20 protein-coding genes are annotated in these 14,409 nt (G+C 69.6%); 13 read left to right on the top strand and 7 right to left on the bottom strand.

All coding sequences use genetic code 11. The features are described from left to right. Nucleotides 1-119: 119 nt before the first annotated feature. Nucleotides 120-605, top strand: a complete 486-nt coding sequence (locus AB4Y74_RS13275; protein ID WP_441799529.1) for a DUF805 domain-containing protein — start codon at nt 120-122, stop codon at nt 603-605. A gap of 19 nt (nt 606-624) precedes the next feature. Here the strand turns inward: AB4Y74_RS13275 and AB4Y74_RS13280 are convergent, their stop codons facing one another. Then, a complete protein-coding gene (locus AB4Y74_RS13280) occupies nt 625-1,107 on the bottom strand; it encodes a hypothetical protein (protein WP_441799530.1) in 483 nt (160 codons plus the stop codon). 163 nt (nt 1,108-1,270) lie between these two features. Here AB4Y74_RS13280 and AB4Y74_RS13285 point away from each other — a divergent pair, with 163 nt between their 5' ends. The 3 genes from AB4Y74_RS13285 to AB4Y74_RS13295 all read left to right on the top strand — a co-directional run bounded on the left by AB4Y74_RS13285 (nt 1,271) and on the right by AB4Y74_RS13295 (nt 3,108). Beyond that, nucleotides 1,271-2,437 carry a toxic anion resistance protein gene (locus AB4Y74_RS13285; RefSeq protein WP_441799531.1) on the top strand — a complete coding sequence of 389 codons (1,167 nt, stop codon included), beginning with the start codon at nt 1,271-1,273 and terminating at the stop codon, nt 2,435-2,437. Between the two features lie 35 nt (nt 2,438-2,472). After that, nucleotides 2,473-2,847, top strand: a complete 375-nt coding sequence (locus tag AB4Y74_RS13290; protein WP_441799532.1) for a DUF2200 domain-containing protein — start codon at nt 2,473-2,475, stop codon at nt 2,845-2,847. Between the two features lie 87 nt (nt 2,848-2,934). Continuing rightward, nucleotides 2,935-3,108, top strand: coding sequence for a hypothetical protein (locus AB4Y74_RS13295; RefSeq protein ID WP_441799533.1), 174 nt, complete (start codon nt 2,935-2,937; stop codon nt 3,106-3,108). A 15-nt stretch (nt 3,109-3,123) separates the two neighbouring features. Here the strand turns inward: AB4Y74_RS13295 and AB4Y74_RS13300 are convergent, their stop codons facing one another. The 4 genes from AB4Y74_RS13300 to AB4Y74_RS13315 form a co-directional block, all read right to left on the bottom strand. Continuing rightward, complete coding sequence (locus AB4Y74_RS13300; RefSeq protein ID WP_441799534.1) at nt 3,124-3,789, bottom strand: class I SAM-dependent methyltransferase; 666 nt, start codon at nt 3,787-3,789, stop codon at nt 3,124-3,126. A gap of 75 nt (nt 3,790-3,864) precedes the next feature. Beyond that, complete coding sequence (locus tag AB4Y74_RS13305) at nt 3,865-4,875, bottom strand: alpha/beta fold hydrolase (RefSeq protein WP_441799535.1); 1,011 nt, start codon at nt 4,873-4,875, stop codon at nt 3,865-3,867. 83 nt (nt 4,876-4,958) lie between these two features. Beyond that, nucleotides 4,959-6,026, bottom strand: coding sequence for an NAD(P)H-dependent flavin oxidoreductase (locus AB4Y74_RS13310; protein ID WP_441799536.1), 1,068 nt, complete (start codon nt 6,024-6,026; stop codon nt 4,959-4,961). A gap of 40 nt (nt 6,027-6,066) precedes the next feature. Further along, nucleotides 6,067-6,417 carry an ArsR/SmtB family transcription factor gene (locus AB4Y74_RS13315; RefSeq protein WP_441799537.1) on the bottom strand — a complete coding sequence of 117 codons (351 nt, stop codon included), beginning with the start codon at nt 6,415-6,417 and terminating at the stop codon, nt 6,067-6,069. Nucleotides 6,418-6,646: 229 nt separating this feature from the next. On the opposite strand from AB4Y74_RS13315, the gene AB4Y74_RS13320 reads away from it, so the two are divergent. The 5 genes from AB4Y74_RS13320 to AB4Y74_RS13340 all read left to right on the top strand — a co-directional run bounded on the left by AB4Y74_RS13320 (nt 6,647) and on the right by AB4Y74_RS13340 (nt 9,513). Then, nucleotides 6,647-7,060: an arsenate reductase ArsC gene (locus AB4Y74_RS13320; protein ID WP_441799538.1), complete on the top strand. Its 414-nt coding sequence runs from the start codon at nt 6,647-6,649 to the stop codon at nt 7,058-7,060. A 72-nt stretch (nt 7,061-7,132) separates the two neighbouring features. After that, on the top strand, nt 7,133-7,342 hold the full coding sequence (locus AB4Y74_RS13325; protein ID WP_441800455.1) for a hypothetical protein: 210 nt from the start codon (nt 7,133-7,135) through the stop codon (nt 7,340-7,342). Continuing rightward, nucleotides 7,333-7,779: a MarR family winged helix-turn-helix transcriptional regulator gene (locus AB4Y74_RS13330; protein ID WP_441800456.1), complete on the top strand. Its 447-nt coding sequence runs from the start codon at nt 7,333-7,335 to the stop codon at nt 7,777-7,779. Before AB4Y74_RS13325 ends, AB4Y74_RS13330 begins: the two co-directional genes overlap by 10 nt. Before the next feature lie 43 nt (nt 7,780-7,822). Then, the gene (locus tag AB4Y74_RS13335) at nt 7,823-8,515 is read left to right on the top strand and encodes a hypothetical protein (RefSeq protein ID WP_441799539.1); all 693 of its coding nucleotides are present in this window, start codon (nt 7,823-7,825) and stop codon (nt 8,513-8,515) included. 173 nt (nt 8,516-8,688) lie between these two features. Beyond that, nucleotides 8,689-9,513: an alpha/beta fold hydrolase gene (locus AB4Y74_RS13340; RefSeq protein ID WP_441799540.1), complete on the top strand. Its 825-nt coding sequence runs from the start codon at nt 8,689-8,691 to the stop codon at nt 9,511-9,513. Nucleotides 9,514-9,586: 73 nt separating this feature from the next. On the opposite strand, the gene AB4Y74_RS13345 is transcribed toward AB4Y74_RS13340, so the two are convergent. Then, nucleotides 9,587-10,063 carry a hypothetical protein gene (locus AB4Y74_RS13345; RefSeq protein WP_441799541.1) on the bottom strand — a complete coding sequence of 159 codons (477 nt, stop codon included), beginning with the start codon at nt 10,061-10,063 and terminating at the stop codon, nt 9,587-9,589. A 133-nt stretch (nt 10,064-10,196) separates the two neighbouring features. Here AB4Y74_RS13345 and AB4Y74_RS13350 point away from each other — a divergent pair, with 133 nt between their 5' ends. Next, entirely contained in the window at nt 10,197-10,652 is a 456-nt protein-coding gene (locus tag AB4Y74_RS13350) for a hypothetical protein (protein WP_441799542.1), read from the top strand. Here the strand turns inward: AB4Y74_RS13350 and AB4Y74_RS13355 are convergent. After that, on the bottom strand, nt 10,619-11,620 hold the full coding sequence (locus AB4Y74_RS13355) for a zinc-binding dehydrogenase (protein ID WP_441799543.1): 1,002 nt from the start codon (nt 11,618-11,620) through the stop codon (nt 10,619-10,621). The genes AB4Y74_RS13350 and AB4Y74_RS13355 overlap by 34 nt on opposite strands. A gap of 90 nt (nt 11,621-11,710) precedes the next feature. Here AB4Y74_RS13355 and AB4Y74_RS13360 point away from each other — a divergent pair, with 90 nt between their 5' ends. The 3 genes from AB4Y74_RS13360 to AB4Y74_RS13370 all read left to right on the top strand — a co-directional run bounded on the left by AB4Y74_RS13360 (nt 11,711) and on the right by AB4Y74_RS13370 (nt 14,409). After that, complete coding sequence (locus AB4Y74_RS13360; protein WP_441799544.1) at nt 11,711-12,274, top strand: TetR/AcrR family transcriptional regulator; 564 nt, start codon at nt 11,711-11,713, stop codon at nt 12,272-12,274. 160 nt (nt 12,275-12,434) lie between these two features. Next, complete coding sequence (locus AB4Y74_RS13365) at nt 12,435-13,103, top strand: GAP family protein (protein WP_441799545.1); 669 nt, start codon at nt 12,435-12,437, stop codon at nt 13,101-13,103. A 73-nt stretch (nt 13,104-13,176) separates the two neighbouring features. After that, a complete protein-coding gene (locus AB4Y74_RS13370; RefSeq protein ID WP_441799546.1) occupies nt 13,177-14,409 on the top strand; it encodes an ATP-binding protein in 1,233 nt (410 codons plus the stop codon).

The raw sequence follows: 14,409 nt of genomic DNA on the forward strand, positions 1-14,409 counted from the left end.
CACCCCCGTCCGGGGCGGTGGAGGACACGCCGCGTCACGAAAGACGCACAGGCGGCTCACATGCGGTTGACTGTGCCCGCTCCACCTCACCAAAACACGTGTCTTGGAAAGGACTCCTCGTGACGTCTCCGCAGTACCCGACCGCCCCTCCCGCAGCCCCTGCGGGCGAGACCCCGCTCTGGGCTCCGCTCTACGGCGCGTCCCTCCCCCAGGCCGTCCAGCGCTTCTTCAAGAAGTACGCGGACTTCACCGGGCGTGCCAGCCGCAGCGAGTACTGGTGGTGGTACCTGGTCACCATCATCGTCGCCGTCGTCCTCGAGGTCCTGGCGCTCACACTCGGGACCGCCGGCGCGACCGTGAACGACGACGGCACCTCGACCCCCGGTCCGCTGTTCTGGCTGCCGGCGCTGCTGATCATCGTCTGGGGCCTCGGCACGATCGTGCCGCACCTGGCGTTGACCTGGCGTCGCCTGCACGACGTGAACCTGGCCGGGCCGTTCTTCTTCCTCGGCCTCATCCCGCTCGTCGGCGGCATCATCGTCCTCGTCCTGGTGCTCCTGCCGTCGAAGCCGGAAGGCGCCCGGTTCGACCGTCCCCGCGCCTAGCGGGAGCCGGGCAGGCTCCTCAGCAGGAGTCGGCCCACAGCCGGCGCGGCCGCTCGGGGTCGGTGTCGTCCAGCAGGACGGACGCCACCTCGCGCGGCGCGCCGAGCGGGTCCTTCTGACCGGTCGTCACGAACGACCAGTCGGGGCTCCGCTCCGGGTCGTGCTCGACCCACAGTGAGAAGTTCCAGAAACCGCGGAACGCCGGCGTCAGCAGCCCCTCGCCGTCGACGACGAGTACCGCATCCCGCGAGCGGAACGGCGCAACGACCTCGTCCCGGAAGGCGTCCGCACCTCCGTCGGACCCGGCGCTCGCCCGCTCCGCTTCCTGGCCCGCGTCGCGCAGGGCCGCCGCGAAGTGTTCGGCCACCCGGGCCGGGTCGGCGTCCGGCACGCCGGTCACCGCGACGAACCGAGGACCGCGCTGGTAGTGCTGCAGGAATTCGGCTGCCACATCCGCGTAGAACTCCCGCTCCGTTGTGCCGCTCTGCTGCGTGTCCGTCATCGTGGGCTCCTTCATGCGATCGCTCTGACACGAACGCTACGCGTCGCGCCACCATTCCGGCACCGACGTTCGTGTCCTGAACGTTCCCTGCGACTCTCTCCCCACGAAGCCAATCGCGATATATCGTGTCCTCCACAGTCTGTTGTCGGTGGGAGGACAGTTCATGAACGCGACGGAAGAAGACCTGCGGCCCCCGGAGGCCGTGCCCGAGTTGCCGGAGGACCAGGCGGTCGCCATGGTCGCCGTCACTCCCGAGCGCGAGGCGGAGCTCGAGACACGTGCCCGGGCTTTCATCCGCGAACTGGCCGCCGCCGAGCCCGGCACCGACGCGTTCACACGCAAGATCACCGGCTTCTCCCACCTCGGCGACACGGAGATGCGCGCATCCAGTGACGCCTCGCGCCAGCTGCTGAACCGGCCGGCCGCCTCCCTCGCCGCCGCGCGCGGGAAGGGTGTGCGCACCGACCCGCAGTACGGCGTGATCCGCACGCTCCAGGATCTGCGGGCGACAGTCAGCGACTTCGACCCGCAGCACCTCACCGGCCGCAACCGGATGCTCTCCCGCGTTCCCGGCGGACGGCGGTTGCGGCAGTACGTGCAGCGGTTCGAGTCCGCGCAGAAGCAGCTCGACGGCATCGTCTCAGCGCTCGACCACGGTCAGGAGTGGCTGGCGAGCGACAACATCGAGATCGAGAAGGAGCGTGCCTCGCTCTGGAAGACGACGGAACGCCTGAACGAGTACGTCGTCCTCACGGCCGCCCTCGACCGCGCGACCGTGGAGGCCGCAGCCGACCTGCGGATGACCGATCCGGAGCGCGCCACCGTGCTCGAGAAGGAGGCGCTGTTCCCGATCCGACAGCGCCGCCAGGATCTGACGGCGCAGATCGCCGTCTCGGTGCAGGCGTACCTCGCGCTCGACGTGATCAAGAAGAACAACGTCGAGCTCATCAAGGGCGTCGAACGCGCCAAGACGACCACGGTGTCCGCCCTGCGGACCGCCGTCGTCGTCGCGCAGGCCCTCGAGAACCAGCGCCTCGTCATCGACCAGCTGGGCGCCCTCCACCAGAGCACCAACGCTCTGATCGGGCGCACGGGCGAGGTCCTCCGGACGCAGACCGAGCAGGTGCAGAAGGAGCAGACATCGTCGGCGGTGGATGTGGAGGTGCTGCAGCGCGCGTTCGACAACGTGTTCGCGACGATGGACAGCATCGACACCTACCGCACCGGTGCGATCGCGAGCATGGCCAAGACGGTCGACGCGCTCGACCAGCAGGTGGCCCGCTCCCGCGACTACCTCAAGCGTTCCCGCCCGACGGACCCGCGCGGGTAGGCACGGTCGCGCCCTCCGGCGTTACCCTGGACGGCATGGCAGACAACCGACTCGCCGCCATGCCCTTCGCGCGCATCTACCCGCTGTACGTCGCGAAGGTGGAGCGGAAGGGCCAGAGCACGGACGACCTCGACACGGTCCTGCGCTGGCTCACCGGCTACGACCAGGACGGCCTGGAGGCCGCGGTCGCGGACGGCGTGGACCTGACCGGTTTCTTCGCGGCGGCGCCCCGGCTGAACCCGAACGCCTCACTGATCACCGGGATGATCTGCGGCGTCCGGGTGGAGGAGATCGACGACCCCCTCCTGCAGAAGATCCGCTACATGGACAAGCTCGTCGACGAGGTGGCCCGCGGCAAGAAGATGACCTCGATCCTCCGCGGCGAAGCGACGGCCTCATCACGCGGCTGAGCATGCCGGCCATGGCCATCGGCCGTCGCGGACGTTAGCCTCAAGACAGGCGACCCGGTCGGGGCCGTCGGGGAGGGAGTGGACATCATGGACGACCTTCACGGTTCGGCGGAGGAACGCCTCCGGCAGCTCGACGCGGTTAGTGCCGGCGGAGACGTGTCGGCGGAGTGGCTGGAACGGCACCTGCGCTCGGCGCTGAGCGAACTCGCGGAACTGGAGCCCGTCGTCGCGGCCGAGCAGGACCGCCGCGAGGACTACTGACCCGCGCGTTCGGCTTCAGGCCCGCGCCACTCCCGCGATCTGCGTGTTGAACGGGAGGAACGGCGAGTGCAGCCGGTAGTGCTCGACCTCCACGCTCGCGAAGCCGGCACCACGGACGGCCCGCTCCAGGTCGCGCTCGCACGAGCATCCCTCGAATGTCCACGCCCACGGGCGGCGGAACATCCGCTGGGACGCCCGGGTCGGCGTGCCATCCGGGGCGACGACGTTCTCCACGAAGCGGAACGTCCCACCCGGGCGCAGGATGCGACGGATCTCGGCGAGGACCGCCTCCGGATCCGTCACCGAGCAGAGCACCAGGGACGAGATCACCGCGTCGGCGCTGTGGTCGGGCAGTCCCGTCTGCTCGGCCATCCGCTCGCGGAGATCGAGCCGCACACCGCGGCGGTCGGCGGCCGCCCGCAGGCGGTCGTGCATGTATCGGTTGGGCTCGATGCCCACGAGGGTTGCGCCCGGCGGCAGGTACGGGAGGTTCGGCCCGACGCCCGGCCCGATCTCGACGACGCTGGCCGGCAGCCCGGCGAACACCCGCTGCTTGTGTGGGCGCAGCGATGACTCCAGGTACGGACCCATCGCGCGGAAGAACGCCGCGTTGAAGCGTCCCCGTCCGCGATGCAACGGGAAGCCGTCAGCAGTCTGGTCGCGGGTGGTGGTCTCGGTCATGACTCCACACTGCCCGCCAGGCGAACCGGGGACAGGCGTAGGACTACCCCACTTCGACCGGGCCGCGGCCGGCCGCTAGCGCTGGGACGCGTACCACGCGGCGATCTGGGCGCGGGAACGGAACCCGAGTCGCAGCCGGATCCGCTCGACGTGCCCCTCCGCAGAGCGCTCCTCGATTCCGAGTCGGGCGGCGATCTCGCGGTTAGTGAGACCCTCACCGATCAGCGCGGCGACCTCCCGCTGCCGAGCGGTCAATGCGCTGCCGTCGGCACGCGCGACCCGGAGGCCGAGGAATCGGCGGATGGCGGACACCAGCTCGTTCGTGTCCCCCGCCCACGGCAGATGCGACCGCCCCGCAAGCACCACCAGGCGTGCACCATCGATGCCGTCGGCCAATACCCGCGCCTGCGCGACCGGCGCCGCGCGGTCCTCCGACCGGTGAACCACGAGCGTCGGCGCCACCACCCGCGGGAGGAGGTCACGGACGTCGAGGCGGTAGCTCATCCCGAGCAGCGCCCGCGCGGTCTCCGCACTCGACGAGGCCCGCTGGTAGCGGGCGAACCCGGCTCGTGCGGCCGCCGTCGCGTCGGGCGCGAAGAGGTCGGTGAGCACGTCCGAACCGAGACCCCAGTGCGACGCGACCAGGCCCAGGATGTGATCGCGCGCGCTGGGCGGCGAGATCTCCGCCCCGGAAGCCCACCCGCCGTAGAGCACGAGACGCCGGACGGTTTCGGGATGGGCGGCCGCCCACGCGACCGCGACCGCGGCGCCCAGCGACGCCCCGATCAGGTCGAACGGTTCGGGTCCGAGATCGGCGACAACGGCCGCCAGCTGCTCCAGTTCGTAGTTCAGCGACGGCGGTCGGTCGGTCGGAGCGGACAGCCCGCATCCCGCCCGGTCGTAGCGCACCAGCCGGGCGCCGCGCGAGAGGGATTCGGAGAAGGCCCGCTCCTCCGGGAGCTCCCATCCCAGCTGCAGGTGGCTCAGCCACCCGGAGACGTAGACCACTGGGCGGCCGTCGCCGACCGTGGCGACGGCGAGCTCGGAGCCGTCCGCCGTGGTGACGCGGGAGAGGTGCTGCTGCACGGGTCTAGTGTGGCCGCTCCTCGGTCGTGCCGCACCGCCAGTATGCGCCGGTCCCCTCCCGGAAGGCGGCGGACGGACGAGGATCAGGCGCGGTCGTCCGGTACCCCGGCGGCGAGTTCCGAGAAGACCTCGGTGGCGTCGTCGAAGTGGGCCAGGCCCGCGGCCTGGCCCATCCACAGCGAGAGCAGGTCCGGCTCCCCCAGCTCAGCCGCCCGGCGACGGAACACGCCGGTGAGGATGTTCTGGAGCGGGAAGGATGCGCGCCCGCCCCGCGCCTCGATGGTGCGGACGGCGTGATTCGGAAGCCCGCGGGCTGCGCGTCCGCTCATCGTCCTGGTCAGGATGGTCTCGTGGGCGTCCGCGGTGCGGATGCGCGCGCGATGGACCTCCGGTGCCGCCGACTGCCTCGTGGCCAGAAACGCCGATCCGACCTGGACGCCGTCGGCACCGAGCGCGAACGCGGCGGCGACGCCGCGGCGATCGGCGATGCCGCCGGCGGCGATCACGGGGATGCCGACCGCGTCGACGACCTGGGGGATGAGCGCGAGTCCCCCGACGAGACCGGCCTCGGGGTCCGCGAGGAACGACGGCCGGTGTCCGGCGCCCTCCACGCCTGCTGCGACGATCGCGTCCACCCCGCCGGCCTCGAGCGCGCGGGCCTCGGGTACCGTTGTCGCCGCGCCGATCACGCGGATCCCTCGACGGTGCGCCTCGTCCACGACCTCGGTGGGCGGCACGCCGAACACGAAGCTGAGAACGGCCGGTTCTGCGGCGAGCGCCGCCTCCAGCTGGAGGTCGAACGCAGGCAGCGGAGCGACCGGCCACTCGGGAGGTGCGACTCCCGCTTCCGCGAAGAGATCGGCGAGGCCCGCGATCGCGCGGTCGTACTCGGCGCGGTCGAAGCCGGCGCCCGGCGCGCCCTCACCCAAGCCCTGGAACGGCAGCCAGAGGTTGAGGGCGAAGGGCCGCGCGGTGCGTTCGCGCAACTCGGCGGCGATGGCGGTGATCCGCTCGGGGGCGAGCCCGTAGAGGCCGAACGAGCCCAGACCCCCGGCCTCGCTCACGGTGGCGGTCAGGGCGACCGACGACATGCCGCCGAACGGGCCGAGCACGATGGGCGTGTCGACGCCGAGGAGTGAGCGCAGGTCCATCCGGGAATCTCCTTGATCGCGTTTTCTGCCGTCGAGCGTCCTAGACGGAGCCGAGGAACGAGGAGACGATGTCGAGGGATCCGGGGATGAGGCGGTAGTACGCCCAGGTTCCGCGCTTGCTCCGGCTGAGGAAACCGGCGTCGACCAGGATCTTGAGGTGGTGCGAGACGGTCGGTTGCGAGAGCCCGAGCGGCTCGGTCAGGTCGCACACGCATGCCTCGCCGTCTTCGTGCGCCGCGACCATGGAGACGAGTCGCAGGCGTGCGGGGTCGGAGAGAGCCTTCATGGCGCGCGCGACCGAGACCGCGTTCTCCTCGCTGATCACTTCTTTGGTGATCGGGGCGCAGCACGCCTGCAGATCTCGCAGCGGGAGAAGCTCGGTCATCGCCATGAGTCGATTCTGGGCTATACATTGACAAACGTCAATGTATTCGTTCACCCTGGGTTCATCGACAACCGTCGATGAAGAAGGGAGAATGATCATGGGATGCTGCGACACCGACGAGTGCCAGACTCTGCCCGACGGCTCCTGCGTGCCGGGCTGCTGCTGACGCCCCGGGCCGCCGCTCCCGAGGGAGCGACGGCCCCTCCCCCTTCCGCCATTTCGAATACGGAGAACCATGACCGACACTGCACCGACCGTCCTCTTCGTCTGCGTCCACAATGCCGGCCGCTCGCAAATGGCCGCGGGGTACATGCGCGAGCTTTCCGGGGGCCGGGTGGAGGTGCTGTCCGCGGGCTCCGAACCGAAGGACCAGATCAACCCGATCGCCGTGCAGGTCATGGCCGAGGAGGGCATCGACATCGCCGGCAGCACTCCGAAGATCCTCACGACCGAAGCGGTCAAGGAGTCGGATGTGGTGATCACCATGGGCTGCGGCGACACCTGCCCGATCTTCCCGGGCAAGCGCTACGAGGACTGGGACCTCACCGACCCCGCCGGTCGGCCGATCGACGAGGTCCGCCCCATCCGTGACGAGATCAAGCAGCGCATCCAGAATCTGCTCGCGGAGTTGCTGCCGACGGACGCTTGAGCCCTCCCACGGCTTCTTTGTGCAATAATGGTTTGTGTACTAATTAATTGCACGAGGGATGGGACACCCACGATGGCCGGCCGCTTCTGGCGCTTCTACGAACGCGCCAACGATGTCGTTCGCACGTTCACCGGACCGGCGCAGCTCGGCGCCGGGCACCCCGAAGAGCCGGATGTGCGCCGCACCGACGCCGCCTGCCCGCTCTGCGGAAAACCGCTCGACCAGCACCGCTTCGAACGGTTCGAGGATTCGCGAACCTCCACGCGCATCCACTGCCCGTGACCACCACGACCAACCCGCTCGCGCTCGAGAGCCAGGTCTGCTTCGCGCTGTCCGTGGCGGCCCGCTCGGTCATCGCGGCGTACCGGCCTGTGCTCGAACCGGTCGGGCTGACGCACCCGCAGTACCTGGTGATGCTCGCCCTCTGGGAGAACGAACCGCTATCGGTCCGCCAGCTCGCCGACCTGCTCGCGCTCGATTCCGCCACCGTCTCGCCGCTGCTCAAGCGGCTGGAGGCGCTGGGCTACATCGCTCGGGCACGCTCCTCGCACGACGAGCGAGTCGTCGAGATCCGGCTCACCGACTCCGGTCGAGAGCTGCGAGCGTACGCCGAGACCATCCCCGCGACGATGATGCACCGGCTCGGGATGGGGCCGGAGCAGTTGCGCGACCTGCATCGCGCGATGAGCTCGCTGATCGCGGCGACGCGAGACCCGTAGCCCGGTCTTCCCGCGCACCCGCGCCGAGGCGCATCCTGGGCCCATGACCGAAGCGGATGCACCCGAGACCGAGCCTGCCGAACCGACTGAGCCAACCGGGCCGACCGGCGGACCGGCCGGACACCGGAACCGGCGCGCACTCACAGCCGCCGTGTCCGCCGCGGCGGTGGCGATCACCATCGTCGGGCTCGCGACCCGGGGTCGCCGCACCACGGCCTCGCGGTCGACCCCCCTCGGCGCCATCACCCGCGGTGCGGCAGCGGGCGTCGTCGGCACCCTCGCCTTCGACACCTGGCTCTACCTGCAATACCGCCGGAAACACGGCAACGAACCCTTTCCGGACTGGGAGTTCTCGGCCGACGTGACCGGCTGGGAGTCGGCCCCGGCGCCCGCGCAGGTCGGGCGGCGCATCATCGACGGACTCTTCCAGACCGAGCTCCCGGATTCGCGCGCTGCCACCCTCAACAACATCGCGCACTGGGCCTACGCCCTCTCGGGAGCGACGGCGTACGGGGTCGTCGCAGGCTCGCTGCGGCGACCCCGGACCGCCTACGGGCTCATTCTCGCGGTCGGGATGTGGCTCTCCGGGTACGTCATCCTGCCGCCGCTGCATCTCTACAAGAAGATCACCGAGTACGACGCGAAGACCCTCGGGAAGGACCTCGCCGCCCACCTCGTCTTCGGCACGACCACGGCCGCAGTATTCTCCCTGCTGCAGCCCCACCGACGCCCCTGATTCCGACCGGAGCTTCGCCAAAGTGGACAGCGGGCGAACGGCCTGAGACATTCAGCCGATCCACCGACACGACCCTGGTGCCGCACCAGCGCCGGAAGCTACGGTGAAGAGGCACCGAGTGCCTTGCAACACCGTCTCCCACAGCACCCGTATCGTCACCCGGGAGGGAAATCATGGGCACTGTCACCACGTCGGACGGCACCGAGATCTACTACAAGGATTGGGGAACCGGTCAACCCATCGTCTTCAGTCACGGCTGGCCGCTCTCCGCGGATGACTGGGACAACCAACTGCTGTTCTTCCTGCAGCAGGGCTACCGTGTGATCGCGCACGACCGCCGCGGGCACGGCCGCTCCACCCAGACCGGCGACGGCCACGACATGGACCACTACGCCGCCGACCTGCGCGCGGTGGTCGAAAAGCTCGACCTGCACGACGCCATCCACGTCGGGCACTCCACCGGTGGCGGCGAAGTCGCGCACTACATCGGCACGTACGGCGAAGACCGGGTGGCTCGCGCCGTCCTCATCAGCGCCGTCCCGCCGCTCATGGTGCAGACCGAGAACAACCCGGGCGGCCTGCCGAAGAGCGTCTTCGACGACCTTCAGGCGCAGCTGGCGAAGAACCGCTCGGAGTTCTACCGGGCACTTCCGTCCGGGCCGTTCTACGGGTTCAACCGGCCCGGCGTGGAGTCGTCGGAGGCCATCATCGAGAACTGGTGGCGCCAGGGCATGATGGGCGGCGCGAAGGCGCACTACGACGGAATCGTCGCCTTCTCGCAGACCGACTTCACCGAGGACCTGAAGAAGATCACGGTCCCGGTGCTGGTCATGCACAGCGAGGACGACCAGATCGTCCCCTACGCCGACGCCGGCCCGCTCTCGGCCAAGCTCGTGCAGAACGGGACGCTCAAGACGTACAAGGACTTCCCGCACGGCATGCCGACCACCCAGGCCGACACGATCAACGCCGACCTGCTGGAGTGGCTGAAGTCCTAGCCGCGAGCAGGCGTCAGTGACGAACGCCCCGGAATCCGCGTGGCGGATCCGGGGCGTTCGCCCGAACTACCGCTCAGGGGTGGGTGATGGTGAGCTCGGGTGAGCTGAACGGGAACGGGAAGAGGACGGTTCCGGTCCCGAGGAGGCTGTCGACCGGCACCAGCATCATCCAGAGCAGACCGATGGCGGCGGCCACCAGGGCGAAAATCACGGTGAGGGCGGCGGCGCGGTCGAGGACGCGCAGTGCCTCCGGTACCGTGGATGCCCTGCGGGCGACCCTGCCGATCGCGACGAACACGATCAGGGCGAAGACGGCGTACATCACCCAACTCGGGCGGAGCACCAGGCTCGCGCACGTGACGTGGGCTTCTCCGTTCGGACCGAAGGTCCCGTCACCATCCGAACACGTGCCGACACTTCCTGTGCTGAGCGCCGTGTAGACGAGCGCGGCGACGCCGGCCGTGACCAGCAGCCGGCGCAGCCGCACCAGAATCGGTCCAGCGGGCAGCCGCGACAGCTCCCCCGCGTCGACCGTCGCTGTCCCCGTCATCGGCATCACGTCCCCCTCGCGTCCCGGACGGAATGACCATACCGGACGGCATGCGTTCCCCGCTATCGCCCCGGTGGGCTGATTGCGGGTCGCCGGAGTCCGGGTCCGGGTCCGGGTCCGCTAGGGTCGGCTCATGCTGCAGAATCGGGAGGTCGCGGGGGCGACCATGGGGTCGGGGCGCCGCGTATCGGCAGCGACCTTCGGGCCCTACGGGTACCTGAGCCTCGCCTGGCCGGTCGCGCTGGTCGCCGTGTTCTTCTCCGGAGTAGCGCTCGAGGTCGTCGATCCGCTGGGGCTGCACTGGTCGTGGTGCGCTCTTGTCTTCATAGTCGCGATCTCCGGCATCAGCCGATTGGCCGGCCGCCGCGGCGCCGACGTCGACGCGCGCTGGCGCTCCGGCCCGCGAACCCCCGCGTACTGGACGCAGCGCTGGGCTCCCTGGGCGGCCGTCGGTCTCATCCTGGTCGCGTTCCTGGGGTATATAGCGGGTCTTCAGGTGCTCGCGGCCGTCGCCGTCAGCGTTGCTGTCGTGGCGACGGCGGCGGTAGCGCCGGCCTACTTCGCGGCACCGCCCGAAGCGGCTGACTGACGGTCCCACCCGGGCACGAGCACGATCCGGCCGAAGACGTTCCCCCCGTCCAATTCCCGATGTGCTTGCGCCGCCTGGTCCAACGGGAGGACGTCGTGGACCACCGGCGTGAGGCGGCCCTCCGCCGCTTCCGCGAACTGGGCTGCGCGGACGCGGTTGCGGTCGGCCACCGGGATCGTCGCAAGGCTGAAGGTCGCGAAGTACCGCGACTCCTGGAACCCACGGATCAGCGTCATCCCGAAGTCGGCCGGCGGGAACCCCGCGATCGCGCCGACGAGAACGAACCTGCCGTTGGCGGAAAGACGGTCGATGAACGTCGGCACATCGGCGCCGCCGACGATATCGACGATCACGTCGAAGGTGGTCGTCCCCTCTGCTCCGCCTGCGCCCGCCCGATCCAGGATGCGCGTCGCGCCGAGGCCCGCAAGCCGCCGACCACGTTCAGGCGAGGACGTCGTTACCGCGACCTCCCGCGCCCCGGCTTGCGCTGCGAGCTCGACGGCAGCGATGCCGATGCTGCCGGCAGCTCCGCGCACGAGGACCGTCTCACCGGCCGTGAATCGCACATGCTGGAGGGCGAAGTGCGCCACGGTGGCCGCACTGCCGTGAGTGACGGCGTCGACGGCCTCAAGGCCCGCCGGGAGGGGCGTCAGGTCGTCGACGTGTGCGACCGCCCACTCCGCATAGCCGCCGCTGGTTCCCGTGAACGCCCACACCCGGCGTCCGATCCACGACGGATCGACCTCTGATCCGACCGCCGACACCACGCCGGCGACCTCGCTCCCCGGGACCATCCCTTCAGGGAACGATCGCCCCAGCGTGCCGCGGCGGATCACCGCATCCACTCCGCCGACGCCGATCGCTTCGACCCGCACCAGGACCTGTGTCGCGCTCGCTCTCGGGACAGGCGCATCGATCACGCGCAACCCACTCGGATCACCGAACTCCTGGATCGTGATCGCCTGCATGATCGTCTCCTTACATCCTGCTCGCGGTATCATCCGACGGTAACGGACGCCCCCGTCCGGTTAGTGCAAGTGAGAGAACGGGATAAGAAAGTGCCTCAGCTCCGCGCCGACGCCCGCGACAACCGGGACCGCATTCTGGCTTCTGCCCGCGTCCTTTTCTCCGAGCGCGGCCTCGACGTCGGCATGCGAGAAGTCGCCCGCCGAGCGGAGATCGGTCCTGCCACGCTGTATCGCCGCTTCCCCACCAAGCAGGAGCTGGTGGAGGAGGCCTTCGCGCTCGAGCTCCGCGCATGCCGGCAGATCGTGATCGACGGTGCAGGCGACCCCGACCCGTGGCGCGGGTTCGCTTCCGTCATCCGCCGCCTCACCGCGCTGAACGTCCGAAACAGGGGGTTCGTGGATGCCTTCACGTCCGCAGGCGCGGCGGACGGGACGATCGCCGCTCACCGCCGGGAACTGCTCGGGATGCTCGCGGAGCTCGCGCGCCGCGCCCAGTCCGCCGGCGACCTCCGTGCCGACTTCCGCATCGAAGACCTGACCCTCGTCCTTCTGGCGGGGCGAGGTCTGTCCGCCGCTGCGCCCGAGCGTCGGGCAGACGCCGCCGAGCGTTTCGCCGAGTTGGCGATCGCTGCCTTCCGCGCGGAGTCCCGATAGCCCGCACGCATTCCGACGCTAGTGCGTGGAATCCTCCGTGTGGTTCCCTTGCACCAACGGCCGAAAGGACATCCATGGAACGTGTGGGGCGGAAAGCGGAGAAGCGTGTCCGCTCGTCGCGGACCGGTGCGCACCGCACGCGCCCGGGCGCCTGAACCTCATGTGGGATGCAGTAGGGCACCTGTTCCCTCTCGCCATTGCGGGCGCCGTGAGTTCGGTCCCCATCAGCGCGACGGTCATCATCCTGCTGTCCGCGAATCAGCGACGCTCCTCCATCCCGTTCACTCTCGGATTGGTGGTGGGCATCGCCCTCGTCACGCTTCTCTTCGCCGTGTTGGCGCAAGCCCTGCCTTTGGCGTCCCACCGCCAACCGCAGGTTGCGGTCGGCACCTTCGAGATCGTGATCGGACTCGCCTTGGAGATTCTCGCGTTCATCGAATGGCGGCGACGCCCCCGCGACCATTCCGCCCCTGAACCCCGCTGGCTGAGAGCCGTCGGATCGTTCGGCCCCTGGTCGTCACTCGCTTTCGGATTCGGTCTCGCGGTGCGGCCGAAATCGATTCTCCTGGGCGCCGCGGCCGGGCTCGCCATCCGTGGAGCGGATCTGATGGGCTGGCAGTACCCCGTGGCGGTCCTCTTCTACACGCTCATCAGCGGGTCCACGGTGGTCGCGCTCGTGGTGATCGCTCTGAGTTCGCCGGTGCGGACGCGACCGTTGCTGGAGCGGACCCGTGCCTGGATCGCGGGGAACGGCGCACTGGTCACGGTGCTCATCCTGGTGATGGTGGGCGCCTTCGTCCTCGGCAACGGGGTGAGCCGGCTGGGATAGCGGCCGCCGGAACCGCTTCAGCGCTGGCAGCGATAACTTTATCAAGACGCCGTGCGCTGATAAAGTTATCAGCGTGCGCGACGCTCTCAACAATCCCTTCAGCCCCGGATCGGACACGGTCCCCGACGTCTGGGCCGGCCGGACGGAGCAGCTGAGCGACTGGCGCGACGTCGTCCGTCCGCGCAGGCTCGCCGGCCTCCCCGAGCGCGGCCGCACGATCCTCGGCGAACCGGGGCTGGGCAAGTCCACGCTCGTGCGCCGCATCGCTGAGGAGGCGGAGCGGGCAGGCGACTGGGTCACACCCCAGCTCCGCATCCCATCCGGCGCAGACCCGCTCAAGCTCGTTGCCGGCGCCATCCTGAAGCTCGCCACGGAGGCCGGACTGGCGTCGGCACGCGAGAAGCGGATCGGCGACGCCATGGCTCGCGTACAGGAGGTGGCCGCTGCCGGCATCTCGCTCACATTGCGCGCCACCGCCGGTCCCGAGCCCTACACGGCGCTCACCGAGCTCCTCGTCGAGGTGGGCAACGCGGCGATCGCCCACGGCCACGTCATCGCTCTGATCCACATCGACGAGATCCAGAACATCACGGACGAGAAGGCCCTCTCCCAGCTGCTCATCGCCCTCGGGGACGCGCTGTCCCACCAGGTCGTGGTCACCGTTCCCGGTGGCGCGAAGGTGACGCGTTCGCTCCCGATCGAGGTCTACCTCACCGGCCTCCCCGACTTCGAGGACATGACCGGGGCCCGCAAAGGCGCAACCTTCGCGCGCCGGTTCAAGACCACCACCCTCAGCGGCATCGACGACGAGGATCTTGCCGAAGCCCTTCAGGAGTTCGTCCTCGAGGGCTGGGAGGTCCCCGACGGCTCCGGCGGCACCACGAGGATCCGGATGGAGCAGGATGCGGCGTCCCTCATCGTCGACGTCTGCCGCGGGGAGCCGTTCCTCTTCCAGCTGGCCGGCGAGCAGGCCTGGTACGCGGGGCGGGGCGACACCATCACGGTCGATGAGGTCCGTACCGGTTGGCGAGGCGCGCAGCGCGAAGCGACCGCGCACGTCGAGCGCATCCTCGAACGCCTGCCCAGCAGGGAGACCCAGTTCCTCCAGACGATGGCATCGCTTCCCGTCGCTGATCGCACACTCACGAACATCGCGCGGCAGATGGGTCTCGAGAAGGCCACCGACGCCGGACCGACATCGCAGCGACTCGACACCGTTCGCGGCATCATCGGGCGCGGGAGGCTCTACACGTTCCGTCACCGCGCCGTCGAGGCCTACCTCACCAGCAGCTGGCCGAACGTCTGA

The organism is Leifsonia sp. RAF41, assembly GCF_052114085.1.
In the GTDB taxonomy this organism is placed as follows: domain Bacteria; phylum Actinomycetota; class Actinomycetes; order Actinomycetales; family Microbacteriaceae; genus Leifsonia.